Origin of the sequence: Dyadobacter flavalbus, from assembly GCF_006149045.1 — a bacterium.
GTDB lineage: Bacteria > Bacteroidota > Bacteroidia > Cytophagales > Spirosomataceae > Dyadobacter > Dyadobacter flavalbus.
Genome location: NZ_VBSN01000027.1, coordinates 673,730 through 693,213 on the forward strand (window position 1 = coordinate 673,730; position 19,484 = coordinate 693,213).

Annotated in this window: 16 protein-coding genes; 9 read left to right on the forward strand and 7 right to left on the reverse strand. The window is 44.8% G+C overall.

Annotation, left to right across the window (positions count from 1 at the left end):
• Positions 1–5 precede the first annotated feature (5 nt).
• Together FEM33_RS08125 and FEM33_RS08130 are read right to left on the reverse strand one after the other, a co-directional pair.
• Complete coding sequence (locus tag FEM33_RS08125) at positions 6–749, reverse strand: lipoprotein signal peptidase (protein ID WP_139011539.1); 744 nt, start codon at positions 747–749, stop codon at positions 6–8.
• Positions 750–798: 49 nt separating this feature from the next.
• The gene (locus FEM33_RS08130) at positions 799–2,001 is read right to left on the reverse strand and encodes a proline dehydrogenase family protein (protein ID WP_139011540.1); all 1,203 of its coding nucleotides are present in this window, start codon (positions 1,999–2,001) and stop codon (positions 799–801) included.
• A gap of 179 nt (positions 2,002–2,180) precedes the next feature.
• On the opposite strand from FEM33_RS08130, the gene FEM33_RS08135 reads away from it, so the two are divergent.
• Positions 2,181–3,275: a chorismate mutase gene (locus FEM33_RS08135; protein WP_139011541.1), complete on the forward strand. Its 1,095-nt coding sequence runs from the start codon at positions 2,181–2,183 to the stop codon at positions 3,273–3,275.
• Positions 3,276–3,336: 61 nt separating this feature from the next.
• Here the strand turns inward: FEM33_RS08135 and FEM33_RS08140 are convergent, their stop codons facing one another.
• Entirely contained in the window at positions 3,337–3,939 is a 603-nt protein-coding gene (locus FEM33_RS08140) for a thymidine kinase (RefSeq protein WP_139011812.1), read from the reverse strand.
• Between the two features lie 102 nt (positions 3,940–4,041).
• Between FEM33_RS08140 and FEM33_RS08145 the strand changes: the two genes are divergently transcribed.
• A complete protein-coding gene (locus tag FEM33_RS08145) occupies positions 4,042–5,151 on the forward strand; it encodes a DUF8457 domain-containing protein (RefSeq protein ID WP_139011542.1) in 1,110 nt (369 codons plus the stop codon).
• A 29-nt stretch (positions 5,152–5,180) separates the two neighbouring features.
• On the opposite strand, the gene FEM33_RS08150 is transcribed toward FEM33_RS08145, so the two are convergent.
• On the reverse strand, positions 5,181–6,035 hold the full coding sequence (locus FEM33_RS08150; protein ID WP_139011543.1) for a hydroxymethylglutaryl-CoA lyase-like TIM-barrel protein: 855 nt from the start codon (positions 6,033–6,035) through the stop codon (positions 5,181–5,183).
• A gap of 154 nt (positions 6,036–6,189) precedes the next feature.
• Positions 6,190–7,251 (reverse strand): NAD-dependent epimerase/dehydratase family protein, encoded by a 1,062-nt coding sequence (locus tag FEM33_RS08155; protein ID WP_139011544.1) that lies wholly within the window; start codon positions 7,249–7,251, stop codon positions 6,190–6,192.
• 246 nt (positions 7,252–7,497) lie between these two features.
• On the opposite strand from FEM33_RS08155, the gene FEM33_RS08160 reads away from it, so the two are divergent.
• From FEM33_RS08160 to FEM33_RS08170, 3 genes are read left to right on the forward strand one after another with little or no spacing between them, the layout of a single operon-like run.
• Positions 7,498–8,229 carry a hypothetical protein gene (locus FEM33_RS08160; protein ID WP_229214141.1) on the forward strand — a complete coding sequence of 244 codons (732 nt, stop codon included), beginning with the start codon at positions 7,498–7,500 and terminating at the stop codon, positions 8,227–8,229.
• Positions 8,226–10,997 carry a TonB-dependent receptor gene (locus FEM33_RS08165; protein WP_139011545.1) on the forward strand — a complete coding sequence of 924 codons (2,772 nt, stop codon included), beginning with the start codon at positions 8,226–8,228 and terminating at the stop codon, positions 10,995–10,997. Before FEM33_RS08160 ends, FEM33_RS08165 begins: the two co-directional genes overlap by 4 nt.
• Before the next feature lie 48 nt (positions 10,998–11,045).
• Positions 11,046–13,448, forward strand: a complete 2,403-nt coding sequence (locus tag FEM33_RS08170) for a hypothetical protein (RefSeq protein WP_139011546.1) — start codon at positions 11,046–11,048, stop codon at positions 13,446–13,448.
• Between the two features lie 22 nt (positions 13,449–13,470).
• Here the strand turns inward: FEM33_RS08170 and FEM33_RS08175 are convergent, their stop codons facing one another.
• The gene (locus FEM33_RS08175; RefSeq protein ID WP_139011547.1) at positions 13,471–13,932 is read right to left on the reverse strand and encodes an Lrp/AsnC family transcriptional regulator; all 462 of its coding nucleotides are present in this window, start codon (positions 13,930–13,932) and stop codon (positions 13,471–13,473) included.
• A gap of 168 nt (positions 13,933–14,100) precedes the next feature.
• On the opposite strand from FEM33_RS08175, the gene FEM33_RS08180 reads away from it, so the two are divergent.
• Together FEM33_RS08180 and kbl are read left to right on the forward strand one after the other, a co-directional pair.
• Positions 14,101–15,054, forward strand: a complete 954-nt coding sequence (locus FEM33_RS08180; protein WP_139011548.1) for an NAD-dependent epimerase/dehydratase family protein — start codon at positions 14,101–14,103, stop codon at positions 15,052–15,054.
• A gap of 107 nt (positions 15,055–15,161) precedes the next feature.
• Positions 15,162–16,346, forward strand: a complete 1,185-nt coding sequence (kbl, locus tag FEM33_RS08185; RefSeq protein WP_139011549.1) for a glycine C-acetyltransferase — start codon at positions 15,162–15,164, stop codon at positions 16,344–16,346.
• 95 nt (positions 16,347–16,441) lie between these two features.
• On the opposite strand, the gene FEM33_RS08190 is transcribed toward kbl, so the two are convergent.
• Entirely contained in the window at positions 16,442–17,242 is an 801-nt protein-coding gene (locus tag FEM33_RS08190; protein ID WP_229214142.1) for a transglutaminase-like domain-containing protein, read from the reverse strand.
• 187 nt (positions 17,243–17,429) lie between these two features.
• Here FEM33_RS08190 and FEM33_RS08195 point away from each other — a divergent pair, with 187 nt between their 5' ends.
• Entirely contained in the window at positions 17,430–17,963 is a 534-nt protein-coding gene (locus FEM33_RS08195; protein WP_139011551.1) for a YceI family protein, read from the forward strand.
• A 165-nt stretch (positions 17,964–18,128) separates the two neighbouring features.
• Positions 18,129–19,481, forward strand: coding sequence for a neutral/alkaline non-lysosomal ceramidase N-terminal domain-containing protein (locus tag FEM33_RS08200; protein WP_139011552.1), 1,353 nt, complete (start codon positions 18,129–18,131; stop codon positions 19,479–19,481).
• The last annotated feature ends 3 nt before the right edge of the window (positions 19,482–19,484 follow it).

Sequence of the window (19,484 nt, forward strand, 5' to 3'; positions counted from 1 at the left end):
AGAGCTTACAAGCTCTCTTTTTTGTTTTCGTCGCTTTCGTTTTCTACGGCAGGAGTCGAAATCTGGGAAGGATTGATCTGATCATCTGCGGCTGTTATTTGCTGGGATTCATCCTGCGAAACTTCGTCTTTATGCTCGTTATTATCTTCCTGTTCAGAATGGCTTCCCGTTGAATGAAAGCTGCCCTGAAAAATCAGAATGCTGCATACACCAATGAAAATACAGGAATCAGCAATGTTGAAAATCGGCGTGGAGTAATATTGCCCGCCCCAGACCGGAACCCAGTCCGGAATGAATCCTTCCCAGAAATCAACAAAAATCATATCTATAACCTGGCCGTGGAACCAGGGTGTCGGAGATCCGTATGGTGCATTTTTTAACAAAACACCATAAAAAGTGCTGTCAATCACATTTCCGACAGCGCCGGCAAGGATCAGGGAAAGTGCCCAGAGCAAGCCTTTTGTAGCACCTGATCGGGCCAGATGTACAAGATACCAGCCAATTGCAAACATGGCAATAAGACGGAAAAGCGTAAGAAACAACTTGCCGTATTCATGTCCGAGCTGCATGCCGAAAGCCATGCCCGGATTAAGCACATAATGAAGTTTCAACCAGTTTCCAATCAGTGAAATCTGACCGGAAAACCCGGGTTCCATATAGTAATGAACCAAAAGCTTTGATGCCTGATCTATAATTATAAGCAGTAAACTCAGAAGTAAAAACGGGGCCGGATTTCTGGATTGATTCATTCTGTTTTATAAACAATTGAAATTTGATAACGCGAAAGTAATAAGATAGCTATAAAGAACCACTTCTCCTCCGCTTCAATTCACTTTTAACCAGCAAAAACTCACGGCTGCTCTGGCCTGCAATGGATGTATTTTCTTCTGCACGGCGTATCAGATAAGGCAATACGGCATCAATCGGGCCGTAAGGTACGTATTTGGCAACATTATATCCGGCTTTGGCAAGATTGAAGGAAATGTTGTCGCTCATGCCGAGCAGCTGTGCAAACCAGATTCTGTTGTCATTCTGACTGATTCCCAGCTTTTTCATTTTCAGTGCGCAGTACTGTGAGCTGTACTCATTGTGTGTGCCGAGGCATATGGAAATGTGCTCGACATGATCCAGACAGAAATCAATGGCGGAGTTATAATCTTTGTCCGTAGCCTCCTTTGTAGCATGAATCGGGTTGAAATATTCGTTTTCCCTGGCCCTTAGCTGCTCTTTTTCCATATAGGCACCTCTGACCAGCTTTCCGCCAAGGAAATAGCCTTTCTGGCGCGCCATCAGAAAAGCCGTTTTCAATGCATCCAGCGTTTCATGGCGGTAAAGCTGATAAGTATTGTAAACAATTGCCTTTTCCTTGTTGTATTTCTGCATCATTTCATAGGCAAGATCATCGATGACACCCTGTATCCAGCTTTCTTCAGCATCAATAAAAATGCGTACATCTTTCTCTTTGGCATAACTGCAGAGCCGTTCAATGCGCTGCCTGACCAGCGTATAGGCATTTTGTTCCTGCTCGGACAGGTGCTCGTCCCGCTGGATTTTTTCCAGAAGTTCCGCCGAGGCGATGCCCGTGACCTTGAATACAGAAAACGGGATTGTGTTTGATACCGAAGCCTTGTCAATGGTTTTCAGGATTTCCGCTGCCGTTGCTTCAAAGCTGGTTTCACTTTCTTCTCCTTCAACGGAATAATCCAGTATGGTTCCGATGCCTGAGTTGCCAAGCATTGCAATGGTGTCATCACAATCGTTAATCGTCTCACCACCACAGAATTGTTCAAAAATGGTGATACGGATAAGATTTTTTATAGGTAAGTTGAGTTTTAGTGCAAGCTTTATAAAAAAAGTGCCTAAATTTACCACTCGAGCCTGATTCATAAGGCTGAACAACCAGTAAGTTTTCCTGAGACTGTCGTCCGATTTGGATGCAAAAGCGACGGAAGTGTCTTCGAAAAATACAGGGATATGGTCTTTGGGTGAGAGATATGTCATTTTATTGAAAGTTTTTCTTACGTGAGCTTTTGTCGTAATTGTTAATTCACAATAAGAAATTAAAAGGCACTTGAAGTTTTTGCTTTTAGATATCAAATGTACGGTCAATCCCAGAAATACACATAATACCGGATCAAAATATTACAGTTATCAATTTTTATTAAGGACAGTTTTTGAATATGAATGCTTCTTTAGATATCCTTCCGTTAAGCAGTTGGATCAATACCGAAGGTAAGCCTTTGGTAATCGCCGGGCCTTGCAGTGCAGAGACCGAAGAACAAATGTTGGAAACCGCAACCCAGATCAAGGAAGAAGGCTTTGCGCATGTGATCCGTGCGGGAATCTGGAAGCCGAGGACTCGTCCGGGTAGCTTTGAAGGTATGGGTGAAGCAGCTTTGCCATGGCTGCAGGCTGTTAAGAAACAGACAGGATTGCCCGTGGCGGTTGAAGTAGCAACGCCGCAGCATATTGAACTGGCATTGAAATACGGAGTGGATATTCTCTGGATTGGTGCGCGTACAACGGTGAACCCGTTCAATGTTCAGGAACTTGCTGATGCCCTGAAAGGAATTGATGTTCCTGTTCTTGTAAAAAATCCGGTAAACCCTGACCTTCAGTTATGGGTTGGTGCGCTGGAACGCCTGAATCAGGCGGGTGTAAAAAAACTGGGTGCAATCCACCGCGGATTTTCAAACGCGCAGGAAACAAAGTTCCGTAACTCTCCGATGTGGAACATTGCCATTGAATTAAAGACTATTTTCCCTGAATTGCCTGTAATCGGTGATCCAAGCCACATGGCAGGAAAACGCGCTTATTTGTATGAACTGGCGCAACGCGCACTGGACTTGCACTATGACGGTCTGATTATCGAATCACACCGCGATCCGGACAAGGCATGGTCGGATGCTTCCCAGCAGTTAACGCCTGCTTCACTGAGCCAGATGCTGCATGACCTGCATGTCCGCAAGGAATCCTACGGAAGCGATTACCAGTCACAACTGGAAATCATTCGCGGAAAAATAGACAACCTGGACCGCGAATTGCTAGAAACACTTGCTGCGCGTATGTCTTTCGTTGAAAAACTGGCTGAATACAAGCGTGACAATAACGTTGCTGCTTATCAAGTGGATCGTTTCCGCGAAGTACTGGAAACACGTGCCGGATGGGGAAAAAGCATGAATCTGTATCCGAACCTTGTTGACGAACTTTTCAAGCTTGTTCACATGGAATCCATCCGCAAGCAAACCGAAGTAATGAATCAAGTGAACGTATAAAGTTCATTTCATTAAAATATATCAGAGGCCGTTTCAAAAATACTGAAACGGCCTCTTTGTTTTATGACCGGAAACGGTCGGCATTTTCTCCAAGATTGAAGCAGCGCCGGCACCGGGCTTCATACAAGTCGGTTTCGCCCAGCAAAACTCTTTCATTGGACGGCGAAAGCCGGTAAGAATACGATGCCACTTCGCCGCAGACCATGCATATCGCATGTACCTTGGTCACAAATTCGGCAACGGCCATGAGCTGCGGCATGCATCCGAACGGCTTTCCGGTATAATCCATATCCAGCCCGGCCACAATCACGCGCTTTCCGATATTGGCAAGTTCATTGCAGACTTCCACAATGGCTTCATCAAAAAACTGTACTTCGTCAATGCCCACCACTTCACTGTTTTTGGCAAGTGTCATTATTTCGGAAGAAGCATGGACAGGAACGGAGCGTATGGAATTGTCGTTGTGCGAAACAATGTTCTCCTCATGATAACGTTTATCGAGAGCAGGTTTAAAAATCTGTATTTTCTGACGTGCAATTTTGGCGCGGTTGAGCCTGCGGATTAATTCCTCGGTTTTCCCGGAGAACATGGAACCGCAAATTACTTCGATCCAGCCGGTTCGGGGGTTAATATTTTCTTTTCTGTGTAATGGTTCTATAAACATGTTTGACGCAATACTGACTTTCTGAACAGTCATTTTTCTTTATCTTTACAAATCAAACATATTTTCTTTAAACACAATCGTTATCAAAAGCTCATATTCGTTATGCCGGATAATTTAAACATAAATGCACTTAACCAATATGCCGCGAGGTTTACTACAACTGTTTTAAATGAAGTATACCGGACGCAGGATATAATTACCGGAGCGGGTTTGCTGAAACTTACGCCGGTCAGACAGGTAAATCTGGGGATTTTAAACAAGTTGTTTGAAGAATGGAAAAACAATGCGGAAACATTCCGGAGCCCGTATTTTGATTATGCAAATGAAGAAGTAAGGGAAGCACTCGAGGCATTTATGAACACGGCATCGCAGCATATTGCTGTAAAACGTCAGGATCTTGAACCTTTGCTGACGGATTCCGTAAAGGAATCACTGAAATTGCTGTTTACACCCATTGCTTATTTTGAAGAAAAGATCAGGGCTACGCCGGATTCTGAATTTACCCATGAAAAGGCACAGCAGCTTTTAAAATATACACAAATCCATAAAGGAATTGCGGAAGCAATGCTTGGCCGGCTTACCGACAGCGGCTCCGTCTCCGTTTATCAGACGCAGGCCGTTAGCTGGTTATATGAAATCAAGGCCAATCCGGATTTGCTGGACGATACTGAACCTTATGTATTGCAGTTTTCCGATATATTCCCGCTCAATCTGAATGAACTCAGGCCGAAAGAAGCTGGAAAACCGGTTCAGTCCAATATGAAAAATGAGTCGAAATCCTTTTTTGATTCTGCACTGAATGAACTGGAGCCTTCAACCGTAAAGCCGGGAGCTTCCCGCGCTGAACCTGTTTCTTCCGTTATCAGCGAGATCGTTTCCAAGACAAACACTTCGGAAAGGGATTCATTGAACAACCGTTTTAAAGTTGATATTCCTAAGCCGGCCGAAGACAAATCCTACGGAAGTGTTCCCGTCAAGGTAGAAAGCATTGCAGGTTCCATTCCTTTAGGCCAGCGATTTATGTTTGTAAATCAGCTTTTTAATAAGAACAGTGAACATTTTGATAAAGCAATTTATGAACTGGATATGGTAAAAAGCTTTGAAGAGGCACAAAACCTGATCTGGCACCGGTATGCGTCCAAATATGCGTGGGATGTAAACGGTGAAGCGGTATCAGCGTTGCTTGCAATTGTAAAAAGAAAATTTGCCTGAAAGTTCAGGCTGAAAGTCCGGTTTTAAACTTACGAATACATATTGGCTAATTGCAGGAACATTTTCTGCGCATTTGCAAGAGCTTCTGAATCCAGTTTCAGAAGCTCTTTCTTTTCTTGGGCAAATGCAATCAGCTGATCCGTCGATATATTTCCTACCAGTTTATCCTGTGCCATCGGGCAGCCGCCATAGCCGAGCAGCACACCGTCGAACCGCCGGCAGCCTGCTTTGTAGGCGGCATTTACTTTTTGTATCCAGCTGCCGGGCTTTGAATGAAAATGGGCACCGAATTCCAGCTTTGGATAAGCTGCAAAAAGTTGTGAAAACAGGCTATGGATATCATCTTCCCGGGCAATTCCGATTGTATCGGCAAGAGAGAATTTTGTAATCCCCATTTCGGCAAGTTCATGTATTTTATCCAGCGTATAAGCTACATTCCAGAAATCACCATAAGGATTGCCGAATCCCATGGAAACGTAAATCACAAGTTCTTTGCCATTTTCCATGCACAATGCTGCAATGCTTCTGGTTTTCTCAAAAGATTCCCGGATTGTGGCATTTGCATTCCGCAGCTGAAAAGTTTCCGAAATTGAAAAAGGATAGCCCAGGACCTGAATCTGCTCAAACCGGCAGGCTTCCGTAGCACCTCGTTCATTGGCAACAATGGCAAGCAGCCGGGAAGCAGTTCCCGAAAGTTCCAGATGATTCAGCAAACGGGCCGTATCGCTGACCTGCGGCATTGCTTTGGGCGAAACAAAGCTTCCGAAATCAATCGTGTGAAATCCGACTTTCAGCAATTGATTAAGGTAAGCGGCTTTCTGCTCCGTCGGAATAAAATGTGGAAAGCCCTGCCATGCATCCCGCGGACATTCGATGATTTTCATGTCCTTTCTGTAACCGTTTTATAAAATCACTTAAGTAATTTCAAAAAACAAATCGAGATTACAAATTCTTGCAACCTGATCTTTATCAAACAAATTTTTCACTAAAAGCTAAAAGCTAAAAGCTAAAAGCTAAAAGCCAATAGCCAAAAGCTACTTATTTCAGAATCGGGGCAAGCTCCTTTTCATTTTCAGCCAGCCATGCTGTAATTTCCTCCACAATCTGCCGGATGCCGATCTGCGGTTTCCAGCCTGTAAGCGCTGTAACCTTGCTGTTATCGGTAACATAAAGACGTATATCCGCAGTACGGTTTTCCGGAACAACTTTGATCGGAATGGTTTTGCCGGTTACTTCCTGACAAATTCGGGTGAGTTCCTGCAAAGAAGCACTGCTTTCCAGCCCGCCTCCGGCATTAAGGATTTCGCCGTTAACCTGATCCAGATTGTGAAGCTGCCAGTCAATCAGACGATACAGATCCGCCACATGCAGCATATCCCTGATTTGTTTTCCGGTACCGCCGTAACCGAAATAACCAAGCTGCTGTTCAAAATAATGCTTGGCAATCCACAGCACCATAACGCCCTGATCTACTTTTCCCATTTGCCACGGACCGGTAATGACGCCGCAGCGGTTGATCACCGTTTTCAGGTTGTAAAATTCATTGTATTCCTGAATAATCAGTTCCGAGGCAAGTTTCGTAGTACCGTACAAAGAGCGTGCGCCATTCAGCGGAAAGTCTTCGGCAATTCCTTTTGCAGAAACACCGGCAACCGGCTGCTCGTCCGACAGGGCAAACCGTGTTTCTTCTTCAATGAAATTCAGTGTTTCAATTGTTTTTATCGGATAAACCCGGCTTGTGGAAAGAAAAATAAAGCCTGCCTTATGTTTCAGTGCATAATTCAGGCAGTTGACAGTCCCGACAAGGTTTGTATTGATCAGATAATCCGGCGTTCCGTCCAGCCCGGCAAGTACCGAAGGTTCCGCCGAAGCTTCTATTACCGTATCCACCGCAGGAATGGAATCAAAATCTTCTTTATTACGAATATCGCCGTGAACAAACTCGACGCCTTGCTTTTTCAGCCTGCTGAGGTTCAGCTCGGAGCCGCGCCTTTTGAGATTATCAAGTGCATAAACCTGATAATCAGGATAATTTGTTTTAAGAGCAATGGCCAAAGCAGATCCTACAAATCCTGCGCCTCCGGTAATTAAAATTTTCATAAAAGTTTAAAAAAAACTAGAATGTGTGAATAAATGAAAAGTCAAAGGTAGGAGATTCTGCAAGAACAGGTATGAATGCGTATAACATTTATATTATCCCGTTAATACATTTGAATTATTATTTCTGAATAAAATAAATATTTTTGAAATGAAGTATGTAACTCATGCTCACAACTTTAATTGTCATCCCCGGACTGCATCCAGTCAGCTTGTTTTATTTGTGTTGAACAAAAACTTTCACAATACATGCGCTTTTACACTTCTTTCCTTATTCTGTCGGTTTGTATTGCCGTAAAATCTTTTGGCCAGAACGAACTTACAAATGCATCTTCGGCCAGGGAAACAATAGCGTATCCGGTTGCATTGTACAAAGCGGCCACTTCACAGTCGCAGAACTTATATAACGGAAGGCAGTATTATATGTATGATTCCAGATCCGAAGAGCACCAGTTCTTCCTGGACAGAAAATGGAAAAAAGGCAGTGTGCTGTATGACGGCCAGTTATTCGACAGCATCCCGATGCTTTACGATATATTCCAGGATGAGCTTGTGATCAAACATTTCAATGGCGATGATCTGCTGCTGCAATCTGAAAAAACGGATTATTTTGAGGTAAACGGACATCGTTTTGAAAGAATGGAAGCCGGCAAGAATATAGATGCTCAAATGCGGACCGGATTTTACGATGTTTTGTACAACGGAAAAACCCGCACGCTTGTCCGCCGGTCCAAACAGCGGCAGGAAACGATTCAGGATAAAAGGGTGACTGCGCTCTTTCCGCAGAAAGATTTCTTTTATATCAGCAAAAACGGGCGTTACAATGCAGTTCATTCCAGAAAATCGGTTTTCAGCTTGTTTCCCGAACATAAAAAAGAATTGCGCAAGGTGCTGAAAGATCAGAAAATCAGGTTCAAAAAGAACCGTGAACTGGCTATTGCCAGGATTGTTGCAGCTTATGACGAATTAGCCAGATTATGAAAATAACTTTACTTCTGACCGTTTTCCTTTGTTCGCTTTTTTTCTCTGCAAGTACATATGCGCAGCAGACTGCTGAAAAGAAGTTGACCATGCGCCTTGATTCTGCACGCTTCGATGATTTTGTAAATCAGGTGGAAACGCAGACGGGTTACTATTTCTATTACGATGCCGCCCGTTTCGACAGCCTTACGCTGGATCTTGACGTAAAGGATTTGTCTGTACGCGAAGTACTGGATCAGGTTTTCAAGGGTTCGGAGTTTGAATATGCCATTGATGCCCGGAAAAGGATTTACATCACGCAGGGAAAGAGAATCATTACGCAGCTTACGCCGGGCCTTTTTGAACCTGACAAAACGGATGATACGAGTGCAGTTGCCTATTATGGTCCTGAGAGCAACGCAAAGGATAAGCTGCTGTCAACGGCTGAAAGCAAAATCCATGAAATCGGGATCAAAAAGCACCGGATCACGCCCGGGAATTCGACCATAACCGGATATGTACGCAATGCGGTCACGGGCGAGCCGGTGATCGGTGCGGCTGTTTTCATCGATTCGCCTTCAATCGGTGTCTCCACCGATGCACTCGGATTTTACTCGCTGACAATTCCGCGCGGCAAGCAGCAGGTCAAAATAAAAAGTACCGGTATGCGTGAAACCCGGCGTCAGGTTGTACTTTATTCCGACGGAAAACTGGATATTGAAATGCGTGAAAGTGTCATTGCATTGAAAGAAGTAGCGGTAAAGGCCGGAATGGACCGGAATGTGGTCGGAACGCAGATGGGAACTGTAAAACTGACGATCAAAAACCTCAAACAGGTTCCGACGGTGTTTGGAGAAACGGACCTTTTAAGAACCGTACTTACGCTGCCGGGCATCAAATCGGTAGGAGAGAACAGTACCGGCCTGAACGTACGCGGAGGTTCTACGGACCAGAACCTGATTCAGTTCAATGACGCAGTCATTTACAATCCGTCCCACCTTTTCGGCTTCTTTTCGGCATTCAATCCCGACGTGCTGAAAGATGTGGAAATTTATAAAAGCACGATCCCTGCAAAGTTCGGCGGAAGATTGTCTTCGGTACTGGACATTAACAGCCGCGACGGAAATAAAAAGAAATTCAATGCTTCCGGCGGAATCGGCTTGGTGACGGGACGGCTTACGCTGGAAGGCCCGCTTGTAAAAGACAAAACCTCCTTTCTGATCGGTGGCCGTTCCACTTACTCCAACTGGCTTATCAAAACGCTGGACAATGAGAATTTTAATAAAAGTTCGGCTTCCTTTTATGACGTTAACCTGCATGTAAGTCATGAAATCAATGAAAAAAACAGCCTTTTCCTGACGGGATATATCAGTGACGACCGATTCCGTTTATACGGCGATACGCTTTATACTTATCAGAACCAGCTGGCTTCATTGAAATGGAAACATACTTTCAATGCAAGGCTTTACAGCGTTTTTACCGCTTCGCACAGCAAATACCAGTATGCAATGGGCGCAGCAGGTTTGCCGCTCAACTCCTTTGACCTGAAATTTGATATCAATCAATCCAGCTTCAAGGCGGACCTCAGTTACATGCTGCATCCGAAACATACAGTTGACTTCGGTTTCAGCACGATTTATTACAAATTACATCCCGGCTCTTTCCAGCCAAAAGGAGCCGAGTCGCTCATTGTTCCCGATGAACTGGAACCCGAGCAGGGAACCGAAAGTGCCTTGTACATCGAAGACAAATTTGAAGTAAGTCCGCGCCTTTCCATAACTGCCGGCATCCGCTATTCATTTTTTCAGTACCTGGGGCCAAGAAATGTAAATACCTATCTGCCGGGATTTCCGATCGACTACATTTATCAGGAAGGTGTCCAGAAGTATGAAGCCGGTAAAAAGATCAAAACCTACGGCGGTCCTGAGTTCCGCGCTTCGTTACGTTACAGCATTTTTGACAACTTGTCGCTGAAAGTCAGCTATAATACTTTACGCCAGTATATCCATTTACTTACGAACACGATGACCGTTTCGCCGACAGACATCTGGAAACTGAGCGATACGTACATCAAGCCGCAGATCGGTGATCAGATTTCCGTCGGTCTTTACAGAAACCTGCGGGGCAATAAAGTGGAAGTTTCACTGGAAGGATATTACAAGAACATTCAGAATTTTCTGGATTACAAAGGCGGCGATTCCCTGATCATGAATCATAATATTGAAGCGGCCGTAATCACGACCAAAGCCAAAGCATACGGAATTGAATTCATGATCAAGAAAATGACCGGAAAGCTGAACGGTTGGCTTGGCTACACATATGCACGCACACTTTTGAGAGCAGTTGACCGCGAGTCGCCCGATGCGCCGAACGGCGGTAATTTTTACCCGAGCAACTACGACAAGCCGCATGACCTGACGCTGATTTCCAATTACCGGTTTTCGCACCGCGTCAGTTTATCGTTCAATTTTACATACAGTACGGGCCGGCCGTATACGCCGCCGATCGGGAAATACATTATTGACGGTGCACAGCGGGTTTATTATGCAGACCGCAATCAGTTCCGCATTCCGGATTATTACAGGACCGACGTTGCCATGAATATTGAAGGAAATCACCGCGTGAAAAAACTGGCGCACAGTTCATGGACGTTCGCTGTGTATAATTTACTAGGCAGAAAAAACCCGACTTCCGTTTATTTCCAGACCGTTGGAGGAAAAGTCAATGGGTATCAGCTGTCGATTTTTGGCCGGCCCATTCCAACGGTTACTTACAATTTCAGGTTTTGATCCGGAAAAGCCGTGAAGAAGATATGTTCATTGTTTACAAATATTGCCATGAAAGCCAGAATTGCTGTTTTTTTCATTTTAATGATTTCTGTTTGTTGTTTCCATGCCTATGCGCAGGAAGATGCCATGGTCAAATCCATTCAGCAGCGATTTGAAATATATGCAGAAAACAGGATCCAGGAAAAAATGTACGTTCATCTGGACCGTCCGTTTTATCTGATCGGGGAAACCGTCTGGTTCAAAGCTTTTAATCTGGGCGGTTCGTTGCATCGCTTTCTGGACATGAGTAAAGTGGCTTATTTTGAAGTGCTCGACGCAGAAAACAATGCATTGATGCAGACGAAATTTGCCCTTTCGGAAGGCAGGGGAAACGGATCGCTTCTTATTCCGTCTACTTTGGTGAGCGGCGTTTACAAAGTCCGCTGTTATACAAACTGGATGAAGAATTTTGATCCCGACTATTATTTCGAAACATCCGTTTCCATCGTCAATCCGTTTGTAAGGTTTGATCCCGACCGTACTGTAAAAGAGGAAGGAAAGTATGATCTGCAATTTTTCCCGGAAGGCGGACATCTGGTCAAAAAGATCAGGAGTAAAGTCGCATTCCGCGCCACCGGTCAGGATGGGCTTGGAATACATTTCAAAGGCGTATTGCTGAACAATCAGAACGATACGTTGCAGACATTCAGCCCGCAGAAGAACGGAATCGGATTTTTTATGCATACGCCGCAGGACGGCAGTTATAAAGCAGTTATTACGGACAGCAAAGGTCAGCAATACGAATACCCGTTGCCGCCCGCAGCAGAGCAGGGTTACACGATGCAAGTAACCGATTCTACAAATAACATTTTAAAAATAACCGTTTCCGGAAATGTAGAATCCGACGAACCATTATATGTGTATTTGCTCGGCCATACGCGCCAGGCCAACCTTGTAGCCGAAAGAAAGTTTCTCAACAAAGGCCGTGCCGTGTTCCTTTTGGATAAAAACAAACTCGGTGAAGGCATTTCGCATCTGACTATTTTTAACGAAAAAACAAAACCCGTCTGCGAACGCTTATACTTCAAACGGCCTCAAAAACAGCTTTCCATAGAAGCACAGTTAAATAAATCGTTTATAACGAGAGAAAAAGTCAGTATGGAACTGTCGGCAACTGTGGCAGCTGCGGCTCCTGAAATGACGAACATGTCCGTTGCCATTTACTTGTCGGATTCCATTCATGCGCAGCCGCAGCAGGATATTTCGAGTTATCTGTGGCTGACCTCCGATCTGCGCGGTCATGTGGAAACGCCTGAATACTATTTTCAGAATACTTCCCGAGAAACGGATCAGCAGCTTGATAATCTGATGCTGACGCATGGCTGGCGCAAGTTCCGGTGGGAGAACGTTTTTGTAAGCCAGGCTGTGCAGGCCGAATACCTTCCGGAATATGACGGCCATTTTATCCATGCAAAAATCCTGAACAAAGCCGATGACTCGCCGGTAAAAGGAGTGGAGGCATTTTTGGCAGCGCTGGACGTGCCGGCAAGATTGTACGCTGCGCAAAGTGACGAGAATGGCAAGGTCATGTTTGAAGTCAGGAAATTTACAGGGCCGAAAGAAATTACCCTGCAGGCAGACCACAACCGGAGTACTGCTTACCGTTTTGAAGTCGCCAGCCCGTTTTCAAAGCAGTTTTCAGCCGTAATGCTGCCGCCGTTTTATTTTGATAAAACATTGGAAAACCAGTTGCTTACGCGTTCGATCAACATGCAGACGGCCAATGCTTTCCAGCCAACGGTATTTACACAGCACAAGCCATTGTCAAGTGATTCGCTTGCATTCTTCGGCGTACCGGATGAAAAGTACATGCTCGATGATTTTACAAGGTTTCCGACAATGGAAGAAGTGCTCCGTGAATACGTGAGAGGTATTCTTGTAAGAAAAAGCCAGAAAGAATTTCATTTCCGAATGGTGGACAAGTTGCTGCCGAACACGTTTTACAAAACAGATCCGTTGATTTTGCTTGACGGAATCCCTGTTTTTGATGCAGATAAAATCATTGAATTTGATCCGCTTAAAGTAAAAAAGATCGAACTCATGAATGCACGCTATTATCTCGGCCCGGCAACTTTTACAGGAATTGTCAGTTTTTCAACTTACCAGAATGACCTTGCAGGCTTTGAACTTGATCCGGATGTTCTGGTTATGCCATACGAAGGAATCCAGGCGGAAAGAGAATTTTATTCACCAAAATACGATTCCGGCAACGCTGCAAGCCGGATCCCCGATTTCCGGAATCTGTTGCACTGGGCACCGGACGTTACAACGGATGCTTCCGGAAAGGCATTGGTCGAATTTTATACTTCGGACCAGACCGGAAAATACGACGTAATAATCCAGGGAATTACATCCGGCGGAATCCCAGGCAGCAAAAAACTGTCCTTCGAGGTCGGAAAAAGAAATTTCTGATATTCTATAATTCAGAAAATGCTCAGATATAAAATTCTGACGTGTGCTTTATTTCTTTAAGTACAAAAGTGCTGTTCAGTACGCCGATATTATCAATTTTGGAAAGCTTGTATTTTACAAAATCATGGTATTCGTCCAGACTGGCTACGTTGATTTTCAGCAGGAAGTCCACCTGGCCGGCCATATGATAACATTCCTGTACTTCTTCCAGATTCTGAACTTCCTGCTCGAATTTTTCTATAAACGCTTCATTATGGTAACGCATGGAAACCTGACAAATCGTAGTGATATGTCTGTTGATCAGTTTTTTGTCCAGAATGGCAACGTACTGTTTGATAAATCCCAGACTTTCCAGCCGGCGGATTCTTTCATAAACCGGAGAAACGGTCAGATTGAGCATGTTTGCAATTTCTTTGGTTGTCTTTTTGGCATCTTTCTGAAGAATGCGCAAAATCTTCGTATCGATTTTGTCCAGTTGTTCCATATTTAAATAATAGTTACTTGATAAAGCGGTAATTTCGGCGAATACAAGCAATTTTTCTGGCAAGATCGTAATAGTGCAGTAAAATTTGTTACGGAAAGCTTGAAATCTTGAACTTTATAGTCTTAAATGCCAAATTGCAAGTGTTTTATGCTTTATTGACATGCTGTTATGGTATATGAATACGTATTGATTACAGGTGCAAACGGACAGATCGGATCCGTACTGACAGAATACCTCCGGGGAATTTACGGCAGTGATCATGTGATTGCTTCCGACCTGAAATTTCCTGAAATCCGGAACGGCCGCTTTGAAATACTGGATGCAACCGATGCAGCGGCACTGGCTGCAATGGTCAGGAAACACAAGGTTACGCAGATTTATCATCTTGCTGCCATTCTTTCGGCAAAAGGCGAGCAGAACCCTTTGGAAACGTGGCATATCAATATGCAGACGTACTTCAATGTGCTGGAAGCAGCCAGAGAAAACGGCGTTAAAAAGATTTTTTACCCGAGTTCCATCGCTGTTTTCGGAGAGCATGTCGGTGATGAAGCCGCACAATGGTCTTACCCCGATCCGGCAACGGTTTACGGAATCAGTAAATCGGCGGGTGAAAACTGGTCCAATTATTACTTCAAAAGATACGGGCTCGACATCCGTTCGTTAAGATATCCCGGGATCATTGGTTACCAGTCCATGCCGGGCGGAGGAACTACGGATTATGCCGTGGACATTTACCATAAAGCGGTGAAAAACGAGGTATTTGAGTGCTTCCTGCAAGCAGATACGGTGTTGCCGATGATTTATATCAGTGACGCGATGGACGCCACAATCCGTCTGATGGAAGCGCCTCAGCAGAAAATTACAGTACGCACAAGTTATAATCTGGCCGGCATGAGCTTTTCACCGGAAGAAATTGCCGCAAGCATCCGCAAAATAATCCCGGATTTCAGCATCGTTTACAAACCGGATTTCCGACAGAAAATAGCGGATTCATGGCCCCGTCAAATAGACGATGCGCAGGCAAGAAAAGACTGGGCATGGCGACCGGCTTACAGTCTGGATAAAATGACGGAAGAAATGATCTCGGAGCTTAAAAAGAAATATCAGGCTGTCAGTAGATAACAGCGTACATTTTCATAAACAGCTGTTGGCGATTAGCTTTAAGCTGTTATAGGAATAAATAAGCCAGTTAACCTCAACTAATTTTTGGCAAATACTTATTTGAAATTATGAACCAATCAATTCAGGAAGAACTTCAAAAGGAGCTGGAAAGTATCAAATCAGCCGGATTATATAAAAAGGAACGTGTTATTACCACGCCGCAGTCGGCAAGCATTGCAACGGACGGAAAAGAGGTACTGAATTTTTGCGCCAACAATTACCTCGGATTGTCATCGCATCCGGAAGTAATCAGCGCCGGGATTGAAGCAATCAATACGCATGGTTTCGGAATGTCGTCCGTACGTTTTATCTGCGGAACGCAGGATATTCACAAAGAGCTGGAACGGAAAACGGCTGAATTCCTGGGCATGGAAGATTGTATTCTGTACGCAGCTGCTTTCGATGCAAACGGCGGTTTGTTTGAACCGTTGCTGAATGAAGAGGACGCCATTATTTCGGATGAACTGAATCATGCGTCTTTGATCGACGGAATCCGGCTGTGCAAGGCGAAACGTTTTCGTTACAAGCATAACAGCATGGAAGATTTGGAAGTGCAATTGGCTCAGGCAAAAGGAAGCCGTCGTATCCTGATTGTAACGGATGGCGTTTTTTCCATGGACGGAACCATTGCACAACTTGATAAAATCTGCGATCTGGCCGACCAACACAATGCAATGGTGATGATCGATGAATGCCATGCAAGCGGATTCATGGGAAAAACCGGACGCGGAACACATGAATTCCGGAATGTAATGGGCAGGATTGACATCATTACCGGAACGTACGGCAAAGCACTTGGCGGAGCTTCCGGTGGTTTTACGGCTGCAAAAAAAGAGATCGTTGAAATACTGCGCCAGCGTTCACGGCCTTATCTGTTTTCAAATACGCTTGCGCCTTCCATTGTCGGAGCGTCCATAAAAGTACTGGACCTGCTTTCTACATCTACAAATCTGCGCGACAAACTGGAAAGAAATGCAGCTTATTTCCGCAAAGAAATGACCAATGCGGGTTTTGACATTCTTCCCGGCGAGCATCCCATTGTTCCCGTTATGCTTTATGATGCGAAGCTGGCGCAGGAATTTGCTTTGAGATTACTGGAAGAAGGCATTTATGTAATCGGGTTCTTTTATCCCGTTGTACCGCAGGGCAAAGCCCGGATCAGGGTTCAGATTTCCGCCGGACATGAGCAGGAGCATCTTGAAAAGGCAGTTGCCGCATTTACAAAAGTAGGACGGGAGCTGAATGTGATCTGATGAATAAAGGGTTTATATATTAAATAAAGTAAAAGGCCATTAAAGGAAATTCTTCCGGTTAATGGCCTTTTTGTATAAATGTAAGTACTCAATTCTTACTGTGCAGGCTCAGGTTCCAGCAATTCGGCCTCCACATGCAGGGATTGGAGCGTTGCATTTCCATACTGCGTAACCATGGCTACATCCGCAGCATCGCGTCCATGCGCAATTTCAATGCGGTAACCATCGGTTTTTTCCTGAACTGCGTCGAAAGTATACCATTCTCCGCCAATATAAACCTCAAACCAGGCATGGAGATCCATTACTTCCAGTCTGTCGAGATAACCAACGGTCATACGCGTAGGAATGCACAAGTTCCGGCACAATGCAATGGCAAGGTGTGTAAAGTCACGACAAACCCCTATACGGTTCCGGGCAACGTCCAGCGCCGTTGTACTGGCATTTGTAACGCCGTACTGATATTTTATATTCTGGTGAATCCATGTTCTGATGGCTTCCACCTGCGCGTAACCGGGCGTAAGATTTCCGGCTATTTCCATGGCAAGCATGTTGATTTCATGCAGATCCGACTGGCAGTAGCGGCTAGGCAGAATATAATGCATGACATCATCGGGCAAATCGCCGACCAGCATGTATGCTGGCGCCGGGTCCGGAATCGGTTTGGTCGGATTTACCTGCGCCTGTACTTCGGTTGTGATGGTTACTTTTCCTACGGGTAAAATGGTTCGCTGGCATGGATTGCCGTACAAATCCGTGTACTCTGTAAAAGTAACGGAAGGCTCGATGTTGAATCCTTCCATCATAATGGACTGTCCTTCCTGACGTCTCGGGCGTAACATGGTCGTTACTGTAGTGGGGGCATACACGTCGTACGTAAATATGCTTCTTCCCTTCATTTTCATGTAATGTTCGATTTTAATAAGCTTTGCAGATCTTGTTATAACATGTAAATAAAAAATTACGTGCCATGATCCGGGATCACATTTACAGCATCCGGGATTAAAATATTTTAATGAGCGTTTGTCATACAGGAATATTAATTTCAGCCCATATAAGCATTGTGAAATCCCTAAATCAATTATTATGTCAGTCACAAAATGGATAGTAGACCCGGTACATTCTGATGTACAGTTCAAGATCAAGCATCTTGTAATTTCCACAATTACGGGTTCCTTTAATAACTTCGAAGGCGGGGCGACTTCGGATCTGAATAATTTTGAAAATGCAGAAATACATTTTTCGCTGGACGTAAACAGTATTGATACCAATGTGGACAAGCGTGACGAGCACCTGAAATCGGCTGATTTCTTTGATGCCGAGCAATATCCGCATATTACGTTCCAGTCCAATTACTTTCACAAGGTGAAAGGCGACGCCTACAAGCTTTCAGGACTTCTGACCTTGAAAGGAATCACCAAGCCCATTGAACTGGATGCAGAATACAACGGCTCCGAACGTGATGCAGAAGGGAATATACGCGTTGGTTTCGACGTGGAAGGAAGGATCAGCAGACAGGAATTCGGCCTGAACTACATGCAGCTTACCGATGCCGGCGGACTTGTAATCGGTGAAGATGTAAAACTGATTGCCAGCATACAGCTGGTAAAACAATCCTGATTCCGGATAATTTTTGATATTGTCATGGAAACCCGGCAGCTTTTCAGAGCTTTGTCGGGTTTTTTGGTAAGAACCGGCGTTACAAAGACTTCACTTTTTTATTATCATTTTTATTCAGGCCGTTTTTTTATCTTTACGTGAATAACCTTCCAGAGAAAAGTACAAATGAAATTTGTTAAAATCCTTTTTATTGCAATTGGTTCAGTAATTCTGCTTTTATTGCTCACTGTTGCCACCATGATCACAACCATGGACAGCACGCCTTACAGGGAAATGCCATACTATCGTCAATGGAAAAAGATTATTGGTCAGGTAAAACCTGATACTTCCGGCGCAAACAAGGAATTCAGGGCCGGATGGGCAAAAGTGAATATTACGCCGCCTTCACCGACACCGACAGCCGGATACGGCAAAAGAAGAGGAAAAGTTTACACCAGCGTACATGATTCGGTATATGTAAGAGCCATCGTGATTGACAACGGTATTACAAAAGCAGCAATCGTCGCCGCCGACCTGCTGATTATTCCTCCGACTGTTATCAAATTGCTGCAATCCCGGCTCACGGAAAAGGAAATCCCGTTTGATCAGGTCTTTTTCGGCGCAACCCACAGCCATAACAGCGTGGGCGGCTGGGGAACCGGGATTTCGTCCCTGTTTTTTTCAGGCAAATACGATCCCGAAACGGTTGAAAGGCTTGCTGATGCTTTTTATCAGGTCATTGTAAAGGCAAAAGCTGGAATGGAACCCGCGCAGCTTACTTACATGGAAGCCCTGGATTCGCTGGATATCCGGAACAGGCTTGTGGGCGAAGAAGGAGAAATAGATCCGGAAATCCGTTCGGCAGCTTTTGTGACAAAAAGTGGTAAAAAGGCCATTCTGAGTTCCTACGCGGCGCATTCCACAGTCCTGAATTCATCCAATATCGTTTTGTCGCGCGATTATCCGGGGATGCTCGTGGATTCCCTTGAAAAAGACCGGTATAATTTTGCAATGTACATGGCCGGCGCAGTAGGAAGCATGGGCCCGATAGAAAAAGGCAAGGACGATTTTGATGAAGTGAAAAACCAGGCATACGGCGTACAGCAGGCAATTCTTTCTGAAAATTCGGTAAAAGCAGAGGCGAAAGGTGCCGTTCTGGAAGCAGTGACCTTGCCGCTTCCGCTGCGCGAGCCTACGCCCCGGCTTACGATGAACATTGCTCTGCGTCCGTGGGCTTTCAAAAAAGCGTTCGGTGAATACCCCGTTTATGTAAAAGCATTGAGAATCGGAAATATGCTGATGGTCGGCATGCCCTGCGACTTCTCCGGCGAGCTTGTGGCCGGTCTGGATGCGTACGCGAAAACAAAAGGTCTCAATCTGATCGTAACCAGTTTCAACGGCGGGTACATCGGATACATTACGCACGACAAGTATTTTGACCGCGACCTGTATGAAACCAAAACCATGAACTGGTACGGGCCATATAACGGCGCTTATCTGCAGGAAGTAATTAAAGATATCATTGATAAATTGTCCTGAATT

What these genes read in the sequence shown, in the direction of transcription:
- FEM33_RS08125 (WP_139011539.1), bottom strand. Translation starts at nt 749, where the DNA reads ATGAATCAATCCAGAAATCCGGCCCCGTTTTTACTTCTGAGTTTACTG.
- FEM33_RS08130 (WP_139011540.1), bottom strand. Translation starts at nt 2,001, where the DNA reads ATGACATATCTCTCACCCAAAGACCATATCCCTGTATTTTTCGAAGAC.
- FEM33_RS08135 (WP_139011541.1), top strand. Translation starts at nt 2,181, where the DNA reads ATGAATGCTTCTTTAGATATCCTTCCGTTAAGCAGTTGGATCAATACC.
- FEM33_RS08140 (WP_139011812.1), bottom strand. Translation starts at nt 3,939, where the DNA reads ATGTTTATAGAACCATTACACAGAAAAGAAAATATTAACCCCCGAACC.
- FEM33_RS08145 (WP_139011542.1), top strand. Translation starts at nt 4,042, where the DNA reads ATGCCGGATAATTTAAACATAAATGCACTTAACCAATATGCCGCGAGG.
- FEM33_RS08150 (WP_139011543.1), bottom strand. Translation starts at nt 6,035, where the DNA reads ATGAAAATCATCGAATGTCCGCGGGATGCATGGCAGGGCTTTCCACAT.
- FEM33_RS08155 (WP_139011544.1), bottom strand. Translation starts at nt 7,251, where the DNA reads ATGAAAATTTTAATTACCGGAGGCGCAGGATTTGTAGGATCTGCTTTG.
- FEM33_RS08160 (WP_229214141.1), top strand. Translation starts at nt 7,498, where the DNA reads ATGCGCTTTTACACTTCTTTCCTTATTCTGTCGGTTTGTATTGCCGTA.
- FEM33_RS08165 (WP_139011545.1), top strand. Translation starts at nt 8,226, where the DNA reads ATGAAAATAACTTTACTTCTGACCGTTTTCCTTTGTTCGCTTTTTTTC.
- FEM33_RS08170 (WP_139011546.1), top strand. Translation starts at nt 11,046, where the DNA reads ATGAAAGCCAGAATTGCTGTTTTTTTCATTTTAATGATTTCTGTTTGT.
- FEM33_RS08175 (WP_139011547.1), bottom strand. Translation starts at nt 13,932, where the DNA reads ATGGAACAACTGGACAAAATCGATACGAAGATTTTGCGCATTCTTCAG.
- FEM33_RS08180 (WP_139011548.1), top strand. Translation starts at nt 14,101, where the DNA reads ATGGTATATGAATACGTATTGATTACAGGTGCAAACGGACAGATCGGA.
- kbl (WP_139011549.1), top strand. Translation starts at nt 15,162, where the DNA reads ATGAACCAATCAATTCAGGAAGAACTTCAAAAGGAGCTGGAAAGTATC.
- FEM33_RS08190 (WP_229214142.1), bottom strand. Translation starts at nt 17,242, where the DNA reads ATGAAGGGAAGAAGCATATTTACGTACGACGTGTATGCCCCCACTACA.
- FEM33_RS08195 (WP_139011551.1), top strand. Translation starts at nt 17,430, where the DNA reads ATGTCAGTCACAAAATGGATAGTAGACCCGGTACATTCTGATGTACAG.
- FEM33_RS08200 (WP_139011552.1), top strand. Translation starts at nt 18,129, where the DNA reads ATGAAATTTGTTAAAATCCTTTTTATTGCAATTGGTTCAGTAATTCTG.